Genomic DNA, 19,155 nt, shown 5'->3' with positions numbered 1-19,155 from the left:
TTCCCGCGCGTCTCGAGATATCAGTCAAGGAGATTTCCATGAGAACCATAACCGTTGGGCTGGCAGCGCTTTTGTTCAGCACCGCCGCATCCTTCGCCGCCGACGCGTGGAAGGAAGCCGAGGTCAATGGCACCAAGATCTACACCGACGCCAACGGCATGACGCTTTATACCTATGACAAGGACGAGAAGGGCAAGACCAACTGCTACGACAAATGCGCCACCAATTGGCCGCCGTTGAAGGCCGAGGCCGGCGCCAAGCAGGACGACGAATGGAGCGTTGTCGACCGCACCGACGGCACCAAGATGTGGGCCTATGACGGCAAACCGGTCTATACCTTCATCAAGGACAAGAAACCAGGCGATGTGACCGGAGATGGTGTCGGCGAGGTCTGGCATATCGTCAAGCCCGACTAAGATACCCGATACCCAGTCGCCCGATGGCGGGACAAGGGCTGGTCGCCGGGCATCCCTCTTTCAGCCGGCGACCGGCGCCACAGCTTGCTATTAAAGCCGCCTGTTATGGCTCGGGGCAGCATTTCAGCGACTCGGTGGAAAACAGATCGGGTCGTTTCCGATGACTCGGGGACCACCAACTCCCTTTCCCAAAATTCTGTGATTTTCGCCATACACTCTAAGAGTGTATTGCTGCGGAGAACCCCGCAATTTGGGCGCTTCCCCTTGACCGGATGCAAAAGCGCCGCCATGTGAGCGACAAATAGAACAAGATTTCGTCGCGCGCAGCGGAATTCTTCTGCCGCACCACAGCTGATATGAGACCTCATGGACGTCGTCGTCGTCGAATCGCCGGCCAAGGCAAAGACAATCAACAAATACCTCGGCAAGAACTACAAGGTTCTGGCCTCGTTCGGCCATGTCCGCGATTTGCCGGCCAAGGACGGCTCGGTGCGTCCGGACGAGGATTTCGCCATGTCCTGGGCGGTCGACACCGCTTCGGGCAAGCGGCTTGCCGACATCGCCAAGGCGGTCAAGGATGCCGACGGCCTGATCCTCGCCACCGATCCGGATCGCGAGGGTGAAGCCATCTCCTGGCATGTGCTGGAGGTGCTGAAGCAGAAGCGCGCGCTGAAGGACAAGCCGGTCAGCCGCGTCGTCTTCAACGCCATCACCAAATCGTCGGTGCTGGAAGCAATGGCCAATCCGCGCCAGATCGATGCGCCGCTGGTCGATGCCTATCTGGCCCGCCGGGCGCTGGATTATCTCGTCGGCTTCACGCTGTCGCCGGTGCTCTGGCGCAAGCTGCCGGGCGCCCGCTCGGCCGGCCGCGTTCAGTCGGTGGCGCTGCGTCTGGTCTGCGACCGCGAATCCGAGATCGAGCGCTTCATCCGCGAGGAATACTGGCAGATAGCCGCTCTGCTCGGCACGCCGCGCAACGAGAATTTCGAAGCGCGGCTGACCGCCTTCGACCGCAAGAAGCTGCAAAAGCTCGACATTTCCAACAAGGCGCAGGCCGACGACATCAAGTCGATGCTTGAAGGCGCGACCTTCAAGGCGGTGTCGGTGGAAGCCAAGCCGACCAAGCGCAATCCCGGCCCGCCCTTCACCACCTCGACGCTGCAGCAGGCCGCCTCATCGGGCCTCGGCTTCTCGGCCAGCCGCACCATGCAGGTGGCACAGCGCCTCTATGAAGGCATGGAGATCGGCGGCGAGACCACCGGCCTGATCACCTATATGCGAACCGACGGCGTGCAGATGGCGCCCGAGGCGATCGACGCCGCACGCGATGCCATCGCCAAGGAATTCGGCCCGAAATACCTGCCGGAAAAGCCGCGCCTTTACACGACCAAGGCCAAGAATGCCCAGGAAGCGCACGAAGCGATCCGCCCGACGGATTTCATGCGCACCCCGGCATCGGTCAGGCAATATCTCGATTCCGACCAGATGCGGCTTTATGAGTTGATCTGGAAGCGCGCCATCGCCAGCCAGATGCAGCCGGCCGAGATCGAGCGCACCACCGCCGAGATCGAGGCAGTCAACGGATCGCGCACCGCCGAGCTTCGCGCCATCGGCTCGGTCGTTCGCTTCGACGGTTTCATTGCCGCCTACACCGACCAGAAGGAAGACGACGCGGAAGACGAGGAAAACCGCCGCCTGCCCGAGATCCGCGCCGGCGAGCAGTTGGTCCGCCAGGCGATCAACGCCACGCAGCACACCACCGAGCCGCCGCCGCGTTATTCCGAGGCTTCGCTGATCAAGAAACTGGAAGAGCTCGGCATCGGCCGGCCTTCCACCTATACGGCGATCCTGAAGACGCTCGAGGACCGCGACTACGTCACCATCGACAAGCGACGGCTGGTGCCGCAGGCCAAGGGCCGGTTGCTGTCGGCCTTCCTCGAAAGCTTCTTCAAGCGCTATGTCGAGTACGACTTCACCGCGTCCCTCGAGGAAAAGCTCGACGAGATTTCCGACGGCAAGCTCGCCTGGAAGGATGTGCTGCGCGATTTCTGGAAGGATTTTTCGGGCGCCGTCACCGACATCAAGGAGCTGCGCGTCACCGACGTGCTCGATGCGCTTAACGAGGAACTGGCGCCGCTGGTGTTTCCCGCGCGCGAAGACGGCTCGAACCCCCGCATCTGCCCGAAATGCGGCACCGGCAATCTGTCGCTGAAGCTCGGCAAGTTCGGCGCCTTCGTCGGCTGCTCGAACTATCCCGAATGCTCCTTCACCCGCCAGCTCGGCGACGCCGCCAATCCCAATGGCGAGAATGGCGGCGGCGAAGACGGCACCAAGGTCATCGGCAAGGATCCCTACACGTCAGAGGAAATCACGCTGCGCAGCGGCCGCTTCGGCCCCTATCTGCAGCGCGGCGACGGCAAGGAAGCCAAACGCTCCAGCCTGCCCAAGGGCTGGACGGCAGAATCGATCGACCACGAGAAGGCGCTGGCGCTGCTGTCGCTGCCGCGCGATGTCGGCCAGCATCCGGAAACGGCCAAGATGATCTCGGCCGGGCTCGGCCGCTACGGCCCGTTCGTTCTGCATGACGGCACCTACGCCAATCTCGACAGCATCGAGGACGTGTTCTCGATTGGCCTCAACCGCGCCGTGTCGGTGATCGCCGAGAAGCAGTTGAAGGGCAAGGGCGGCCGCAATGGCGGCACCGCCGCGGCGCTCAAGGAGCTTGGCGACCATCCCGATGGCGGCGGCAAGATCGTCGTACGCGACGGTAAATACGGGCCGTATGTGAATTTCGGCAAGATCAACGCCACCCTGCCGAAGGGCAGGGATCCGCAGTCGGTGACCATCGAGGACGCGCTGGCATTGATTGCCGAGAAGGAAGCCAAGGGCGGCGGCGGCAAGAAGCCGTTCCGCAAGGCGGCCGCGGCCAAGGCCCCGGCAACCAAGAAAGTGGCGGCCAAGAAAACGGCGGCCAAAAAGCCGGCAGCGAAGAAAAAAGGGTAGGACGGCGTGGCGCGCAAGATCACCGGTAGAACTCACGGCGATCCGCGCACCGCCGACGCGAGGGCCAAGGTCAAGGACGACTATCGGCCATCGCGTGACGAAATCCTGCGCTACATCGCCGAAAATCCCGATCGCGCCGGAAAACGCGACATCGCCAAGGCGTTCGCGCTGCGCGGCGACGACCGCATCTGGCTGAAGGATCTGCTGCGCGACCTGCAGGACGAAGGTTTCCTGACCAAGGAGCGCAAAGGGTTGGCCCGCGTCGGTGCCCTGCCCCACGTCACGGTCCTCGATATTTTTGACCGTGACGCCGATGGCGTTCTGTTGGCGCGTCCCACCGAACACACAGCCAATGGACCGCCACCCATTGTTTCCATCCGCCTGTCGCGCAGTGGTGGTGGACCGGCGCCCGGCATTGGCGACCGCGTGCTGGCCAAGACCTTCCCCGCCGACGAGACGAATGTCGCCCTGGGTGGCCCGGCATACACCGGACGGGTGGTGAAGATCTTCGAAAAGCGCACCGATGCCGTGCTCGGTGTCTTTCGCATCCTGCAGGATGGCACCTTCCGCATCGAACCGGTGGAACGGCGCCAGCCCGAACTGATCGTCGACAAGGAATTCCAGAACGGCGCCAAAGGCGGCGACCTGGTCGAGGTCGAGCCCGCGCGGGCCTCCCGCTATGGGTTGCCGAGAGCCAAGGTGCTCAACGTGCTGGGCTCGCTGACCAGCGAAAAGGCGGTCTCGATGATCGCCATCCACGCCCACGACATTCCGCATATTTTTCCGGCCGACGTCATCGCCGAATCCGAAGCCGTCAAGCCGGCGACGCTTGCTCACCGCGAGGACTGGCGCGACCTGCCGCTGGTCACCATCGATCCGGCCGACGCCAAGGACCATGACGACGCCGTCTTCGCCACGCCGGATCTCGACGAGAAGAACCCCGGCGGCGTGGTCGCCACCGTCGCGATCGCCGATGTCGCGGCCTATGTGCGCTATGGCACGGCGCTCGACCGCGAGGCGCTGAAGCGCGGCAATTCGGTCTATTTCCCGGATCGCGTGGTGCCGATGCTGCCCGAGCGCATCTCCAACGATCTCTGCTCGCTGCGCGAGGGCCAGGATCGCCCGGCGCTGGCGGTGCGCATGATCTTTTCGGCCGAGGGCCGCAAGCTCAGGCACTCCTTCCATCGCGTCATGATGAAGTCGGCGGCAAAGCTCGCCTACAGCCAGGCTCAGGCGGCGATCGACGGCGCTCCGGACGAGAAGACCGGTCCGATCCTCGATACGGTGCTGAAGCCGTTGTGGGAGGCCTATGCGATCCTCAAGCGTGGCCGCGAAGGCCGCCAGCCGCTCGAGCTCGACCTGCCGGAGCGCAAGATCCTGCTCAAGCCAGACGGCACGGTCGATCGCGTCATCGTGCCGGACCGGCTCGATGCCCACAAGCTCATCGAAGAATTTATGATCCAGGCCAATGTCGCGGCAGCCGAGACGCCGGAGGCGAAGAAGCAGGAACTGGTCTACCGCGTCCATGACGCGCCATCGCTCGCCAAACAGGAATCGCTGCGCGAGTTCCTGCAGACGCTTGGCCTGTCGCTGGCCCGCGGCGCGCAGATGCAGCCGAGCCAGTTCAACGGCATCCTCGAGCGTGTGCGCGGCGCCGACAATGAAGGCCTGGTCAACGAAGTCGTGCTGCGCTCGCAGAGCCAGGCCGAATACTCGCCCAAGAACATCGGTCATTTCGGTCTCAACCTCAGGCGCTACGCCCATTTCACCTCGCCGATCCGCCGCTATGCCGATTTGATCGTGCATCGCGGACTTATTGCCGCACTCGGCCTTGGTCCGGGCGCGCTGACGCAGGACGAAGCGGCACGGCTCGAAGATGTCGCGGTGCTGATCTCAGCCACGGAACGCCGCGCAATGGCGGCCGAGCGGGACACGGTCGACCGTCTGGTCGCCGCCTATCTCGCCGAGCGCATCGACGACCGTTTCGATGCCCGCATCTCCGGCGTCACCAAATCAGGACTATTTGTCCAATTGCCGCAGTACGGCGCGGATGGTTTCATCCCGGTGTCAACATTGAACGGCGATTACTACATATACGACGAAACCGCCCGTTCCCTGTTCGGAGAACGCTCGGGCAAAGGCTACCAGCTCGCGGACCGCGTCGAGGTCCGACTCGTCGAAGTGGCGCCGATGGCCGGCGCGATGCGCTTCGAGATGTTGACCGACCCGAAGCCTTTGCCGGGCTCCAAGCGGTCGTTTCACAAGGCCAAGGGCCGCGCCCGCGCGTCGCAATCGCGACCGGGTTCGCGCGGCAGGAGACGATGATGACAACAGCCACGGAAGAACAGGTTTTCGGCGGAGAACATCACTCGGGCCGGGCTGCCCGCCCGCTGTGGACGGCGATGAAGCGCGGCCTGCTCGGCCGCTGCCCGCATTGCGGCGAAGGCAAGCTGTTTCGCGCTTTCACCAAGACCGTCGACACATGCGGTGTCTGCGGCGAGGAACTGCATCACCACCGCGCCGACGACCTGCCCGCCTATCTCGTCATCGTCATCGTCGGCCACATCGTGCTCGGCGCCTTCATGGGCGTGGAGGCGACGTCCACCTTGTCGACGTGGCAGCACATCGCCATCTGGGTGCCGCTGACCATCCTTCTGTCGGTCGCGCTGCTGCAACCGGTCAAGGGGGCCGTCATCGGACTGCAATGGGCCTTCTATATGCACGGCTTCGGCGGCGAGCACGACGTGATCGAGCCGCATCCCGGACCCTGAGGCGCGGCCAAGATTGCGGCCTGGCGCAACATACCGACCGTGAAAGGCCACTTTCGCTTGCCAGAAGTTTCCGCTAGGTCCTGCGCATGGACGGTATGACCAAGGCGGAAGTCGCCAAGATCGAGCGGAGCATGATCGCTCATAGCGACCAGCCAATTCGCCCGCGCGACGCGGCAACCCTGATCCTGCTCGACCGCAAGGGCGATGACGTGCTGGTTCTGATGGGCCGCCGCCATGCCGGCCACGCCTTCATGCCGGGCAAGTTCGTCTTTCCCGGCGGCCGCACCGACCCGGCCGACAGCCGCATCCCGGTCGCCGCCGCACTGCACCCTGAGCAGGTAGCCAGGCTGATCGCCGGGCCGGGCCGCACAAGCGCCGCACGAGCCCGCGCTATCGCCTTGTCGGCCATCCGCGAGACCTATGAGGAAGCCGGATTGCTGATCGGCCGCAAAGGCGCTTTCGCCACGGCCAGGGCCGATTGGCAAGGTTTTGCCGAACACGGCGTGCAGCCCTCTCTGGACATGCTGCGCTTCATCGCGCGCGCCATCACGCCGCCCAACCGGGTACGCCGCTTCGACACGCGCTTCTTCAGCGCCTGGCGCGACGATGTCGCGGTAGAACTGCCCGGTGGCGGCCCGACCAACGAACTCGAAGAGCTGGTCTGGCTGCCACTTGCCAAGGCAAGGGAAGCCGACATCCCCGACATCACCCGAATGATCCTGGACGAGATGCAAAAGCGCCTCGCCCATGATCCGCTGTTGCGTCCGGGCGGTCCCGTGCCCTTCTACCGGCTTGTCCGCAACCGTTTCACCCGCGAACTTCTCTAGAGTATTCAGCATCCCCATGACGGTCGATACCCAACAACAGGGCGACGAACGCGTACACTGGCTGCCGATGGTGGCGGCGATCTCGTCGATCAGTGTCGTCGGCATAGCCATCGGCCTCGGCATGCCGCTGCTCAGCGTCATCCTCGAAACACGCGGCCATTCAGCCTCGATGATTGGCCTCAACACGGCCGTCGCCGGCCTCGCCTCGATCGCCGGAGCGCCGCTCGCCACACCGCTCGCCATGCGCTTTGGCGTCGCCTGGACCATGATTGCCATGATCGCCGCCGGCGCGCTGGCCTTTGTCGGCTTCCATTTCGCGCCCGATTTCTGGATGTGGTTTCCGCTGCGCATCGTGCTGCACATCGCGCTGACGGTGCTGTTCATCCTGTCTGAATTCTGGATCAGCACCTCGGCGCCGCCGCATCGGCGCGGCCTTGTCCTCGGTATCTACGCCACGGTTCTGTCGCTCGGCTTTGCCGCCGGGCCGTGGCTGTTCGCCCATCTCGGCAGTTCCGGCTTCAGACCGTTCGGCGTCATCATCTGTCTGGTGACGCTGGCCGCCATACCGGTGATGGCGGCGCGCAACGAGAGCCCGTCGATCGCCTCCGACGGCGAGACCAGCAATTTCCTGCGCTATATCTGGCTGGTGCCGTCGGCGACCGCCGCCGTGCTTGTGTTCGGCGCGGTGGAAACCGGCGGCTTTGCGCTGTTCCCGATCTACGGCAGCCGCATCGGCCATTCCGAAGCCGACGCGGCCCTGCTCCTGACCATGATCGGCCTCGGCAACGTGCTGCTGCAGATCCCCATCGGCATGATCAGCGACCGCGTCACGGACCGCCGCTATCTGCTGATTGCCTGCGCCATGGTTGGCCTTGTCGGCACGGTCTTCATGCCCTTCTTCGCGCAGAATTGGCACCTGATGGCGGCACTTCTGTTCGTCTGGGGCGGCGTCGTCGCTGCCATGTACACGATCGGCCTTGCCCATCTCGGCTCGCAGCTTTCCGGCCACGAACTGGCGTCGGCCAACGCCGCCTTCGTGCTGTGCTACGGCGTCGGCATGGTTCTCGGTCCGCAAGCGATCGGCATCGGCATGGATGCATTCGGCCCGTCCGGCTTCGGCTGGTCGCTCGGCCTGTTCTTCGCCGCCTATATTGCCTTGGTCGCCGTCAGGCTGGTCCGCAAGATCCTCCTGTAGCGCGACTGCCGCTAGCCCTGCATTTGGCATGGCGCGGTGACAGGCTGCTGACAGAACCGTGTCAGCAGTACAGGGCTAAAAGGGTGTGCCAAAACACTTGAGGACATTTCCATGATCGACAGCGGCTTTGAAACCACATCGCTACGAATGACACTGCTTCTGCTTGTGACCTTCCAGGCCCCGGCCGCCGATGTCGACCGCATCATGGACGCGGTGGTGGCGATAGCGCCGCTGGCCATGGGCAAATATGACCGCAATGCCTATCAGTCGGCGCACGGCATCGAACGCTACAGGCCGCTTGAAGGTGCGGCCGCCGGCGCCGAAACCGAATTGCGGCGCCGCCCAGGCACGGTCGAGGTTTCCTTCGAACTGCCCGACGACCAGGCAATGGCCGCCCGCGTCGTCGAGGCGATTTTCCAGGCGCACAGCTACCAGGAACCGGTGATCCGCATTCAGCCGATCCTGGCCAGCCGTTCCAAGGGGCTGGACGATCGCGCCAATCCGAATCGCTGGTGGAACACGACCGGAGACTGGAAGAAGGTTGCGGTATCGGCGACGGAAACCGCATGATTTCCACCCACCAGCAGGCCCAGGCGGATCGCACAGGGCCTGCCGGGCTTGACTTTCCAGGCGCGTTCTTTATGTGTCGCGCCAAGTTTCCCGCGTCCGGGTGTTTCCCCGTGCTCCAGCGGCCAAAACTCCACGAACAAACGGACTGATATCATGGCCAAAGCCGCAAACATCAAGATCAAGCTTCTGTCGACCGCCGATACCGGTTTCTTCTATGTGACCAGCAAGAACAGCCGCACCAAGACGGACAAGCTGTCGTTCCGCAAGTACGACCCGGTCGCCAAGAAGCACGTCGAATTCAAGGAAACCAAGATCAAGTAATCTGGGTTTCCTTCTGCAATGCCGAAACGCCGCCCAATGGGCGGCGTTTTTGTTTGTAACCAATTGATTTCATTAAATCCGCACACAGAGTCCAGCCAAAAGGATTGACCGTTCACCATGGTTGCGGCACCCTTGGTCGTGGGCTGGCAGGGGTGTCATGAACAAGGCCCCTACGGATGTCGAAGAAGTTGAAAGCTGCAATCATTGCAGCCCTTGTTGCCCTGGTTGCGGGCATTGCCGCCAGCAACGGGCTGATAAGCCAGCAGACGGCCGATGAGATCAAGGCCAGGACTGACGACGCTTTGACTGAGGAGGCAGCCCAGCCTGCTCCTCAACCTGAACCGGATAGTCCCTCGGCACCTTCCACGGGACCTGCGCCAGCTTCGAGTCCGCCTGCCGCGGGACTGCGGCAAGGGTCTCAACAGGGTCAATGAAAAAGCCGCGCAAGGCGGGCCGCGCAAGGCGGGCTTCTGTCGTGCGTGCGTGCGATGAAGTGGTCAGGCTGGAAGGAGCGCTTCGCCTAAAATCATGGGTTGCGCACCGCGCACGTTTCCACGTGCCGCGCGCCATACACCTCGCACCATCACCAAGCCTGCGGACTGTATCGTTTTAACACAATCGCAAATTGGTAGACTCGCACGATGGATAGGCAGTTAGTTTCAGCGTCATGCTAAAAGGGGGGAAATGCCTCGAACTGGGAGAGAAACGATGTCCATTCAAAAAGGTGACTATCGAACCAACAGAGCCGACTACGCGATTGCCGCGACGCATGGCGGAGTGACCGCCGAAGACAGCGTTCGAGCCGAGATTCTGGCAAGAAGAAAGAAGTCCCTGTGGCTAAAAGAGCGGCGATCAGCCAAGTCTGCCGAGAATCCAATGGACAGTTCGCCGCTGCCCAAAAGAAGCCCTCGCGGTTAGACGCCACTGCCGCCCTCCGCGATCGCACCATAACCACACATCATCGACTCGCCCACTTGCAGACGCAGCCGGCGGTATTGACCTCTCGCGCGGCGGCTCTAATTCGTGACGAAATGGCTTCCGTTCTTTTTAGAAGACGGCAGGACTAAAGTCTTGCGCTCTACGCGCAAAGGTCTGAGGGGTCCTGTTAGGTTCCGGAAATGTCCGTTGGACGTTCCGTTACTTTAGGTAATTGAGATGTAGTGCTCCCTTATATTTCCCAACCGGCATCTGTGCCTGGCCGCGGCCGTTCATAATCCGCGGGCTTGCCGTTCAGCAGGCTCATGCCTGTATAGATCGCTGTGCAACCGGTCGATCGCTTCCCAGGTGCCCTCAGCCCGGGCTGAGGTCCCTCAGCCGATGCGATCACCGCTTTTCGGATCGAACAGATGCAGCGACGCCGGATCGGCCGCCAGCCGTACCAGGTCGCCGGGCTTCACGCCGGCACGACCCATGGCAAAGACGCAAAGCTGCTGGCTGGCCAGCTTGACGTAAAACTGGGTCGAAAGCCCAAGCGGCTCCACCACCCCCACCTCGCCCTTCAGCGCACCGTCATCCGCCAGCCGGATATGCTCGGGCCGCAGGCCGACGGTGACGGCGTCACCGTCCTTCAGCGGCAGGCCTTCGGGCAGGCGCAGTGCCTGCCCGTCGGCCAGCACGGCCTCCGAGGCACCGCCCTTACGAACCGTCGCCGGCAGAAAATTCATGCCGGGTGAACCGATGAAACCGGCGACGAACATGTTGGCCGGCCGGTCATAGAGATCGAGCGGCGCGCCGACCTGCTGGATCAGCCCGTCATGCATGACGACGATCCGGTCGGCCATGGTCATCGCCTCGATCTGGTCGTGCGTGACGTAGACGGAGGTGGTCTTCAACTGCTGGTGCAGCGCCTTGATCTCGGCGCGCATATGGACGCGCAGCTTGGCGTCGAGGTTCGACAATGGCTCGTCGAACAGGAAGACCTTGGGATCGCGCACGATGGCGCGGCCCATGGCGACGCGCTGGCGCTGGCCGCCGGAGAGCTGCCGCGGCAGGCGTTGCAGGAAAGTGTCGAGCCCGAGCCGCTTGGCCGCGCCGTCCACCCTCGCGTCGATCGTCGCCTTCTCCGCCTTCTTCAAGAGCAGGCTGAAACCCATGTTCTTCGACACGTCCATATGCGGATAGAGCGCATAGGACTGGAACACCATGGCGATGTCGCGGTCTTTCGGCGCGACGTCATTGACCAGCCGCTCGCCGATGCGGATCTCGCCGCCGGAAGCCTCCTCCAGCCCGGCGATCATGCGCAAAAGCGTGGACTTGCCGCAGCCTGACGGCCCGACCAGGACGACGAATTCGCCATCGGCGATTTCAAGGTCGACCGCGTGCAGGACACGGACGGCGCCATAATCCTTGCGGACCTTTTCGAGCGTAACAGAGGCCATCGATCTACCCTTTGACGGCGCCGGCGGTCAGGCCGGTGACGAGATAGCGTTGCAGGAAGGCGAAGAAGATGCAGACCGGGATCAGCGCCAGGATGGATGCCGCCATCATCTGTCCCCAGTCGACGGCGAACTTGCCGATGAAGGTGAGCAGGCCGACCGCGAAGGTCTTCTGGTCATCACTGGAAATCAGCATCAGCGCGAACAGAAGCTCGCTCCACGCGGCCGTGAAGACGAAGCCGAGCGTCGCGCCCATGCCCGGCAGCGTCAGCGGCACGATCACCTTGCGCATCGCCTGCGCGCGGGTGCAGCCATCGATCATCGCTGCCTCTTCCAGGTCCTTTGGAATGCCGTCGAAGAAGGACTGCATTAGGAAGGTGGCAAAGGCCGTGTTGAAGGCGGTGTAGATGATGATCAACCCGGTCAGGCTGTTGATCAGCCCGATTTGTCCCATCACGCGGTAGATCGGTGGAATGACCATCACCAGCGGAAAAGTCTGGGTCAAAAGCAACATCAGCGCAAGTGCTGCCTTGCCGCGAAAGGTGAAGCGCGACATGGCATAACCGGCAAGCGCGGCGATGATTGTCACCAGTGCCGCCGTTGAGACCGAGACGATGACGCTGTTGAGGAAATAGCGCGGAAAATCAGTGGCCTCGAGCACGGTGACGAAATTCTGCAACGTCATGTGCGACGGCCAGAAGGTGATGCCCTCGGAATAGAGAAGCCGCTCCGGCGTGACCGAGATCTTCAGCGTCCAGTAGATCGGAAACAGGGCAAAGATTACGTATGCCGCGATTGCCGCGTAGAGGCCGATGCTGCCGAAGATGCGCTGCGAGGTTGAACGTCCTGCGATCATCAGACGTGCCTCACCAGCGTGCGACGGATGCCGATCAGCGCGATCGCATAGGCGATGAGCAGGACGAGCAGCAGCACGGCCACCGCCGAGGCATAGCCCTTGTCCAGCGACTTGAAGGCGCTGACATAGATGTAGACAGGCACCGTGTTGGTCGAGCCGGCTGGTCCGCCCTCGGTCATGACGAAGATCAGGTCGGCGAAGGTGGCGATCCAGATGGTGCGCAACATGACAGTGATGGCGATGGTCGGCGCCAGGAACGGCAGCGTCACCTTGGTGAAGCGCTGCCAGGGCGAAGCGCCGTCGATGGCCGCCGCCTCATGCAGTTCCGACGGGATCGACTTCAGCGCCGCCAGGAGCGTGATGGCGAAGAACGGAATGCCGAACCAGACATTGGCGATGATCGGCCCCCACATGGCCGTCGAAGGATCGGACAGCACGTTGGTCGGCTCGGCCTTCAGCCCCAATGCAAACAGCCAGTGCGGCAACGGCCCAATGATCGGATTGAACAGCCAGGCCCAGGTCAGACCCGACAGGAAGGACGGCACCGCCCAGGGCAAGAACACCAGGGCCTGTACCACCTTGCGGCCGCGAAACGGCTTGTCGAGCAGCAGCGCCAGGCCGAGCCCGAGGAAGAACTGGAAGAACAGGCTGGCGACGGTCCACCACAAGGTGTTGACCAGCGCCTGCCCCAGCACCTGATCCGACAGCATCGCCTGATACTGCCCAAGCCCGACATATTCGGACTTGAAAGCCGAGAATTTGCGGAAGGAGTAGCTGATGCCGATGACCAGCGGCACCAGAAGCACCACGACCAGCAGGATGATCGCCGGGCTGAGATAGAGCCACGGCTCGATTGCGGCGTGGGATAGCCGCTTGCGACGCGGCTTGCCGGCGGATCGTATTTCGGACACGGCATAGGTCATTGGCTGCGGATCGTCTCCTGGAGCGGCGTCGGGACAGCGTCCTTCTCCCCGTTTCACGGGGAGAAGATGCCGGCAGGCAGATGAGGGGCAGCGCGAACCTGTGAGGCATAGCGCCGCCCCTCATCCGGCCCTATCGGGCCACCTTCTCCCCGTGAACGGGGAGAAGCAAGAAAAGGCGCTTACTTCTTGTTCTTCGCCAGCCAGTCCTGCTGTTCCTTGGTCAGGAAGGCAGCCCATTGATCGGCGACTTCCTTGGCCGTCTTTTGGCCAAGAAGCACTTCCTGGAAGTTCTTGATCGCCACCTGGTCGACGAAATTGCCGAGGTTCTCCAGATGCGTCGGCGGGGTCACCATTTCATATTTGGAGCTGTCGCTCAGTTCCGTGAACCAGCCCTTGAACTGCTCGGTCTTGAAATGGGGATCCTGGTCGGCACCGTTGTGGATCGGGACGACGCCGACTTCCTTGGCCCATTCCAGATTGTCCTTCGGCGAGAGCAGCGTCGCCATCAGCTTCCAAGCATCGTCCTTGTGCTGCGAGTTGGCAAACATCGCCCAGCCGGCATAGCCGAGCGTTGGATAGGACTTGCCGCTCGGCCCGACCGGCAACGGCGCCACAGCGAAGTCGTCGGCGCTCATCTTGTCGGCGATGCCGAGCAGCGCGTCCGGATCCTGGTTGAGCATGGCGCAGGTGCCGGAATAGAAGCCCGTGACCGTTTCGTTGAAACCCCAGCTCACCGCATCCTTCGGCGCCAGGCCGTCCTTGTACATGTCGGCCAGCATCTGCAGGCCCTTGACCGAGCCTTCCTCGTTGATGGTCGAGGTGCCGTCCTCGTTGAAGTAGCCACCCTTGCCGGCGGCGATGTTCATGAACATGTGCATGCCGTTGAAGGCGCCCGGCCCACCGCGCAGGCAGTAGCCGTATTTGCCCGGGATCGCGGAAATCTTCTTGGCATCGGCAACGAAATCATCGAGCGTCGCCGGCGGGCCATCGAGACCGGCCTCCTTGAACAATTTCTTGTTCCAGAACAGCGCGTTCACATAGTAACCGTAGGGGATCATGAACTGGGTGTTGTTGACGGTTGAGCCGAACTGCTTGGCGCGGTCGCCGAGCGTCTTGGCGTCGTCCCATTTGGCCATATAGGGGCCGAGATCCTCGAGCTGTGCGTTGTTGGCATAGAGGCCCATCCAGCGTTCCGGCATCTCGACGATGTCGGGCGTATCGCCGGCCTGCACCATGGTCAGGAATTTCTCGAAGGCCTGGCCCCAGGGCAGCGAGATCAGCTCGACCTTGACGCCCGGATTGGCCGTTTCGAACTCGGCGATCTGCTTTTTCAGGAATTCGGTGCGCGGCGGGCTGGTGATGACTTCGACCATTTTCAGGGTCGAATCGGCCAGCGCGCCTCCGGCGGAAATCGCCAGCCCCGCAACGGTGGCAAGCGTGACGGTCAGTTTTTTCATGTTCAAGACTCCCATTTTGAACCCGCTTGTTATTTTCTGGCTTTTTCGAAGGCTTGGGCGACATCCGCCCATAGGTCCTCGACACTCTCCAATCCGACATTGAAGCGGATGGTTCGGGGGCTGACGCCGAAGCGCGCCATCGAATTCAGGCCCGGCGTCTGCTCGAGCGACGCCTTGGCCGGTACGACCAGGCTTTCATGCCCGCCCCAGCTGACGCCGATGCGGAAATATTTCAGCGCGTCGACGAAGACCGGGATGTCGATGTCGTCCGTCACCTCGAAGGAGAACAATCCGGCATAGCCCGCCAGCGTCGCCTTGCCCGGATGGTTCGAATAGAAGGGGTGGTTGACCCGCTCGACGTTGCCATGCGCCTTCAGCCGTTCGGCGATGGTCAGGCCGCTCTTCATGTGGTGTGGCAGGCGCAGCGGCAGCGTGCGCAGGCCGCGCAGCAGCAGCCAGGCCTCGAACGGCGACAGCTTCCCGCCGAGATAGGAGTAGGTCTGCTCGTTGATGTGCTTGATATGGGCGGCCGAGCCCGCCACGACGCCAGCTACGGTATCGCTGTGGCCGCCGAGATATTTCGACGCCGAGTGCAGCACCAGGTCGACGCCATGCGTGATCGGCTTCTGGAACACCGGCGTCGACCAGGAATTGTCGATGGTGGTGACGATGCCCTGCTCCTTGGCCAGCCGCGTCAGATGCGCGATGTCCTGCAGCTCGAACATCATCGAGGTCGGACTCTCCAGATAAAGCAGCTTGGCACCGGGAAGTGCCGCCGCCACCGCATCCGGGTCGGAGCCATCGACATAGTCGACCTTGATGTTGAGCCGCGGCAACAGCCGCTCGAACAGCCGGTAGGCGTCGCCATAGCAGTTGCGCACCGCCACGATGCGCTCACCCGCACCGACAAAGGCAAGCACCGTGGCACTGATCGCCGCCATGCCGCTGGAAAAGCCGCGCGCTGCCTCGGCACCCTCGAGCGCGGCCACACGCGCCTCGAACTCCATCACCGTCGGATTGTCGCCGCGCGAGTAGATCGGCTGCTTTCGTTTGCCGGCAAAGGTGTCGGCCATTTCGGCATAGCTGGCGAAGGTGAACAGCGAGGTCTGGTAGATCGGCGGCACCACGGCACCCCCGGGGAACGGCTCGTCATGCGCCAGCATTGTCGCCGCCTCGGCAAGATAGTCGTGATCGAAGCCCGATGGATGCTCGTTCATGTCTGGCTCGAAAGTTTGAGTTTGGCGGCACCGCGCTTCAAATCGTCCTCGACGGTGGCGATCAGCTTGAGCGCCTCGGCGCGGGCGCCCCGCGGGTCGCGGGCGGCGATGCGTTCGTAGATGGTGCGGTGATAGGGAAAGCTGGCATGGCCGAAATCGCGCACGCCGAGCGGATGCTCCCAGAAGCGGTGAAACAATTCGTGCATGGCGGCGATGATCTGCTCGAACAGCGGATTGCCCGAGACCCGGTAGATCGCCTGGTGGAACTCCCAATCCTCTTCCGACGACATGCCTTCGCGCGTACGGAACGCCTGCTCCATGATGTCGAGCTTGCGCGCGATCTCGGCGATATCGGTCTGGCTGGCGCGTTCGGCGCAAAGGGCCGCGGCCTCCGCTTCCAGCGCGCGGCGGATCTCCAGCGTCTGCATCAGGCTGCTGAAATCATTGCCGCCCGCCAGCGTCAGCGGCATGTGCAGCATGTCGGGCGAGACGGCCGCCTTGAGATAGGTGCCGCTGCCTTGCCGACGCTCGACGAGACCGAGCCCTTCCCAGCGTGTCAGCGCCTCGCGCACAGTGTTGCGGCTGACCTTCAGCCGCTCGGCCAGAATACGCTCGGTTGGAAGCCGCTCGCCGGGCTGCAAGGCTTCGGCGCGAACAAAGCCCACCAACGCCTTCAGCACGGCGTCATCGCGCGCCGTGGTCTGAATGGGTGGCAGGCTGTTCTGGTCCACATCAACTCCAAGTGGTCCAATGGTCCAACCAATTTCTGCACAGATGAAAGACCCTGTCAATTGCTTGTCAGGAGACCCATTCCTTTTTCAGGCTGTTGACGGGTTGCGACAATCCGTTTCAGGAGTCAGCCAACTCCGGCCTTCCAACCCACAGCAGCAGGCGGTCCGAACCAAGCGGTCAGCGCGTCCAGCAGCGCGTGCGGAACGGCTGTCACCGTCGCGGTCTCGAAACAATATCCGGATTTTCACACGCAAAAACGCGGAGCTCCGTGCTTTGGCACGGAGCTCTGCTGTTCTTTTGGAAAGAAGGGGGCCGGTCGGCGTTTGGCAGCGGTACGAGGAGGCCACTATGTGCCAGCGCCGGCCGGCCGACCCCACGGACCCAGGAGATGCGGCGGACCTGAGCATCATGGGGTATTCTGGAGATCGGAGCCGGTTGTCTATCCTCGTGCCGGCTTCGTCCTGGCCTTCACACTTGCTCAAGAGCTTATGAAAATCAACAGTTTCTTAACCAAGGTTCGCGAATCGCTTGGATTAAGGTAAACGGGTAACCCTGTCGGCTTGACTGGATAATTGGGGCTGAACCGGTTACGCCGCCTTGGCAACGACGCGGTTGCGGCCGCCGCTCTTGGCTTCGTAGAGCGCGAGGTCGGCACGCTTCATCAGCGCCGCCACCGTGTCCACGCCCTTCAGCACCGACGACACGCCGACGCTGACGGTGACTTCGATCGTCTTGCCGTCCTGACCGACGGCAAAAGGCGCCTGGGCAATTTCGGCGCGAATGCGTTCGGCCACCTTCTCGGCCACCGCACCCTCGGTGTCCGGCATCACCACGACGAACTCCTCGCCGCCAAAACGGCAGGCAAGGTCGATACCCCTGACATTCTTGCGCAGCCGTCGCGCAAATTCCCGCAACACCTCGTCGCCACCATCATGGCCGTGCGCGTCATTGATCGCCTTGAAACGGTCGAGGTCGGTGATCATCACCGACAGCGGCCGGCGCCGTGCCACGGCGCGATCGAACAGCGTCTGCAGATGACTGTCGAGATAGCGGCGGTTGTGCAGCCCGGTGAGGCCGTCGGTCACCGCCATTTCGATGGTCTGGGTGACGCTGGCACGCAGCTGGTCGTTGTAGCGTTTGCGGCGCACCTGGGTACGCAGCCGCGCCGTCAGCTCCTGCTGGTCGATCGGCCGCATCAGATAGTCGTTGATGCCGAGTTCGAGGCCGCGGATGATGCGTTCCTCCTCGCCCTCCTCCGCCAAAAGAATGATCGGCACGAAGCGGGTGCGATCCAGCGAGCGCAATTGCGAACAGAGCCTGAGCGGATCGAAATCGGCGAACGCCGTCGAGATCATCACGCATTCATAGGACGTCTCGGCGGCTTGGAAGAAGCCGGCGTGCGGATCGCTGGAGATATCGAGATCGGCGCGGTCGCGCAGCATCTTTTGGATGCGCTCGACGGATGATTTGCGCTCGTCGATCAAAAGCACTTTCGGCATCGTGTCCTCGGACGCGAAATTGCGGCTGAGCAACTCTTCGATGCCGATATTGCGTGTCGTCGAGGCGCGCAGCCGCAACTCGTCGGTCAACGACTTCAGGCGGACCAGGCTCTTGACGCGCGTCATCAGCTGCAGATCGTTGGCCGGCTTGGTCAGGAAGTCGTCGGCACCGGCCTCGAGCCCGCGCACGCGGTCGGAGACCTGGTCGAGCGCGGTGATCATCACCACCGGAATGTGCGATGTCGCCGGATCGCTCTTAAGCCGCCGGCAGACCTCGAACCCGTCCATGTCGGGCATCATCACGTCGAGCAGCACGACATCGACCTTGCCGTTCTCGCAGGTCTCGATCGCATCCGGCCCGTTGGTGGCGGTCAGCACCTCGAAATATTCGGCCAGCAGCCGGACTTCCAGCAGCCGCACATTGGCAGGGATGTCGTCGACGACGAGGATCCGCGCAGTCATTTCACAAGGCTCCGGCTCGGCTGGAAGGGTACATCACGCATCACCCAGATAGGATTTGATGGTCTCGATAAAACGCGGCACCGAGATCGGCTTCGAAATATAGGCCTCGCAGCCACCCTGGCGGATGCGCTCCTCGTCGCCCTTCATCGCGAAGGCGGTCACCGCGATGACCGGGATGACGTGCAACTCGTCGTCCTCCTTCAGCCATTTGGTCACCTCCAGCCCCGACACTTCAGGCAGCTGGATATCCATCAGGATGAGATCCGGCCGGTGCTGGCGCGCCAGATCGAGCGCTTCCAGACCATTGCGGGTGCGCACGGTCTCGTAACCGCTTGCCTCGATGAGGTCCCGAAAGAGCTTCATGTTGAGCTCATTGTCCTCGACGATCATGACCTTCTTCGGCATCGATATCCCGTCCCGGTCGTCCTTCCGCTCGAAGGCGACCGTCATGCACCCAAGTCCAGACGCACCAAACCCTGCTTCACTTTACGGCAATATCATTGACGAAACGGAAATCCGCGGCTGGAAAAC

Annotated in this window: 17 protein-coding genes; 9 read left to right on the top strand and 8 right to left on the bottom strand. The window is 62.7% G+C overall.

The window, feature by feature from the left end; translation table 11 throughout:
- The first annotated feature begins 38 nt into the window (after positions 1 to 38).
- The 9 genes from NKH03_RS18730 (at position 39) to NKH03_RS18690 (ending at position 10,021) form a co-directional block, all read left to right on the top strand.
- Positions 39 to 416 carry a COG4315 family predicted lipoprotein gene (locus NKH03_RS18730; RefSeq protein ID WP_352969738.1) on the top strand — a complete coding sequence of 126 codons (378 nt, stop codon included), beginning with the start codon at positions 39 to 41 and terminating at the stop codon, positions 414 to 416.
- A 366-nt stretch (positions 417 to 782) separates the two neighbouring features.
- Positions 783 to 3,419, top strand: a complete 2,637-nt coding sequence (gene topA, locus NKH03_RS18725; RefSeq protein ID WP_352870844.1) for a type I DNA topoisomerase — start codon at positions 783 to 785, stop codon at positions 3,417 to 3,419.
- A gap of 6 nt (positions 3,420 to 3,425) precedes the next feature.
- Positions 3,426 to 5,744, top strand: a complete 2,319-nt coding sequence (gene rnr / locus NKH03_RS18720; protein WP_352969737.1) for a ribonuclease R — start codon at positions 3,426 to 3,428, stop codon at positions 5,742 to 5,744.
- Positions 5,744 to 6,190 (top strand): DUF983 domain-containing protein, encoded by a 447-nt coding sequence (locus tag NKH03_RS18715; protein ID WP_352969780.1) that lies wholly within the window; start codon positions 5,744 to 5,746, stop codon positions 6,188 to 6,190. The genes rnr and NKH03_RS18715 overlap by 1 nt, the downstream gene beginning before the upstream one ends.
- A gap of 86 nt (positions 6,191 to 6,276) precedes the next feature.
- Complete coding sequence (locus NKH03_RS18710) at positions 6,277 to 7,017, top strand: NUDIX hydrolase (protein WP_352969736.1); 741 nt, start codon at positions 6,277 to 6,279, stop codon at positions 7,015 to 7,017.
- A 16-nt stretch (positions 7,018 to 7,033) separates the two neighbouring features.
- Positions 7,034 to 8,212, top strand: coding sequence for an MFS transporter (locus tag NKH03_RS18705; protein WP_352969735.1), 1,179 nt, complete (start codon positions 7,034 to 7,036; stop codon positions 8,210 to 8,212).
- 111 nt (positions 8,213 to 8,323) lie between these two features.
- A complete protein-coding gene (locus tag NKH03_RS18700; RefSeq protein WP_352883246.1) occupies positions 8,324 to 8,782 on the top strand; it encodes a YqfO family protein in 459 nt (152 codons plus the stop codon).
- Positions 8,783 to 8,935: 153 nt separating this feature from the next.
- Positions 8,936 to 9,103: a 50S ribosomal protein L33 gene (rpmG, locus tag NKH03_RS18695; protein ID WP_006201775.1), complete on the top strand. Its 168-nt coding sequence runs from the start codon at positions 8,936 to 8,938 to the stop codon at positions 9,101 to 9,103.
- Positions 9,104 to 9,811: 708 nt separating this feature from the next.
- The gene (locus tag NKH03_RS18690; RefSeq protein ID WP_352873454.1) at positions 9,812 to 10,021 is read left to right on the top strand and encodes a hypothetical protein; all 210 of its coding nucleotides are present in this window, start codon (positions 9,812 to 9,814) and stop codon (positions 10,019 to 10,021) included.
- A gap of 392 nt (positions 10,022 to 10,413) precedes the next feature.
- On the opposite strand, the gene NKH03_RS18685 is transcribed toward NKH03_RS18690, so the two are convergent.
- The 8 genes from NKH03_RS18685 to NKH03_RS18650 all read right to left on the bottom strand — a co-directional run bounded on the left by NKH03_RS18685 (position 10,414) and on the right by NKH03_RS18650 (position 19,074).
- Positions 10,414 to 11,481, bottom strand: coding sequence for an ABC transporter ATP-binding protein (locus NKH03_RS18685; protein ID WP_352969733.1), 1,068 nt, complete (start codon positions 11,479 to 11,481; stop codon positions 10,414 to 10,416).
- A gap of 4 nt (positions 11,482 to 11,485) precedes the next feature.
- Positions 11,486 to 12,334 carry a carbohydrate ABC transporter permease gene (locus NKH03_RS18680; RefSeq protein WP_352969731.1) on the bottom strand — a complete coding sequence of 283 codons (849 nt, stop codon included), beginning with the start codon at positions 12,332 to 12,334 and terminating at the stop codon, positions 11,486 to 11,488.
- On the bottom strand, positions 12,334 to 13,257 hold the full coding sequence (locus tag NKH03_RS18675; protein WP_352873451.1) for a carbohydrate ABC transporter permease: 924 nt from the start codon (positions 13,255 to 13,257) through the stop codon (positions 12,334 to 12,336). The genes NKH03_RS18680 and NKH03_RS18675 overlap by 1 nt, the downstream gene beginning before the upstream one ends.
- A 179-nt stretch (positions 13,258 to 13,436) precedes the next feature.
- On the bottom strand, positions 13,437 to 14,714 hold the full coding sequence (locus tag NKH03_RS18670) for an ABC transporter substrate-binding protein (RefSeq protein WP_352969729.1): 1,278 nt from the start codon (positions 14,712 to 14,714) through the stop codon (positions 13,437 to 13,439).
- A 29-nt stretch (positions 14,715 to 14,743) separates the two neighbouring features.
- Positions 14,744 to 15,931 carry a PLP-dependent transferase gene (locus tag NKH03_RS18665; protein ID WP_352969727.1) on the bottom strand — a complete coding sequence of 396 codons (1,188 nt, stop codon included), beginning with the start codon at positions 15,929 to 15,931 and terminating at the stop codon, positions 14,744 to 14,746.
- Positions 15,928 to 16,662, bottom strand: a complete 735-nt coding sequence (locus NKH03_RS18660) for a FadR/GntR family transcriptional regulator (RefSeq protein WP_352969725.1) — start codon at positions 16,660 to 16,662, stop codon at positions 15,928 to 15,930. The genes NKH03_RS18665 and NKH03_RS18660 overlap by 4 nt, the downstream gene beginning before the upstream one ends.
- A gap of 588 nt (positions 16,663 to 17,250) precedes the next feature.
- Positions 17,251 to 18,624 carry a PleD family two-component system response regulator gene (locus tag NKH03_RS18655; RefSeq protein ID WP_352873445.1) on the bottom strand — a complete coding sequence of 458 codons (1,374 nt, stop codon included), beginning with the start codon at positions 18,622 to 18,624 and terminating at the stop codon, positions 17,251 to 17,253.
- A gap of 33 nt (positions 18,625 to 18,657) precedes the next feature.
- Positions 18,658 to 19,074, bottom strand: a complete 417-nt coding sequence (locus tag NKH03_RS18650; protein WP_280948933.1) for a response regulator — start codon at positions 19,072 to 19,074, stop codon at positions 18,658 to 18,660.
- Positions 19,075 to 19,155: the final 81 nt, after the last annotated feature.

It is taken from the genome of Mesorhizobium sp. M1406 (genome assembly GCF_040317555.1).
Classification (GTDB): Bacteria; Pseudomonadota; Alphaproteobacteria; order Rhizobiales; family Rhizobiaceae; genus Mesorhizobium.
Note: the sequence above shows the minus strand (reverse complement) of the source record. Positions and strands in the feature narration are given on the sequence as shown.

Coding starts and splice junctions, on each gene's coding strand:
- NKH03_RS18650 (WP_280948933.1), bottom strand. CDS start 19,074: ATGACGGTCGCCTTCGAGCGGAAGGACGACCGGGACGGGATATCGATG.
- NKH03_RS18685 (WP_352969733.1), bottom strand. CDS start 11,481: ATGGCCTCTGTTACGCTCGAAAAGGTCCGCAAGGATTATGGCGCCGTC.
- topA (WP_352870844.1), top strand. CDS start 783: ATGGACGTCGTCGTCGTCGAATCGCCGGCCAAGGCAAAGACAATCAAC.
- NKH03_RS18665 (WP_352969727.1), bottom strand. CDS start 15,931: ATGAACGAGCATCCATCGGGCTTCGATCACGACTATCTTGCCGAGGCG.
- NKH03_RS18715 (WP_352969780.1), top strand. CDS start 5,744: ATGACAACAGCCACGGAAGAACAGGTTTTCGGCGGAGAACATCACTCG.
- NKH03_RS18655 (WP_352873445.1), bottom strand. CDS start 18,624: ATGACTGCGCGGATCCTCGTCGTCGACGACATCCCTGCCAATGTGCGG.
- rpmG (WP_006201775.1), top strand. CDS start 8,936: ATGGCCAAAGCCGCAAACATCAAGATCAAGCTTCTGTCGACCGCCGAT.
- NKH03_RS18670 (WP_352969729.1), bottom strand. CDS start 14,714: ATGAAAAAACTGACCGTCACGCTTGCCACCGTTGCGGGGCTGGCGATT.
- NKH03_RS18705 (WP_352969735.1), top strand. CDS start 7,034: ATGACGGTCGATACCCAACAACAGGGCGACGAACGCGTACACTGGCTG.
- NKH03_RS18680 (WP_352969731.1), bottom strand. CDS start 12,334: ATGATCGCAGGACGTTCAACCTCGCAGCGCATCTTCGGCAGCATCGGC.
- NKH03_RS18730 (WP_352969738.1), top strand. CDS start 39: ATGAGAACCATAACCGTTGGGCTGGCAGCGCTTTTGTTCAGCACCGCC.
- NKH03_RS18710 (WP_352969736.1), top strand. CDS start 6,277: ATGGACGGTATGACCAAGGCGGAAGTCGCCAAGATCGAGCGGAGCATG.
- NKH03_RS18675 (WP_352873451.1), bottom strand. CDS start 13,257: ATGACCTATGCCGTGTCCGAAATACGATCCGCCGGCAAGCCGCGTCGC.
- NKH03_RS18690 (WP_352873454.1), top strand. CDS start 9,812: ATGTCCATTCAAAAAGGTGACTATCGAACCAACAGAGCCGACTACGCG.
- NKH03_RS18700 (WP_352883246.1), top strand. CDS start 8,324: ATGATCGACAGCGGCTTTGAAACCACATCGCTACGAATGACACTGCTT.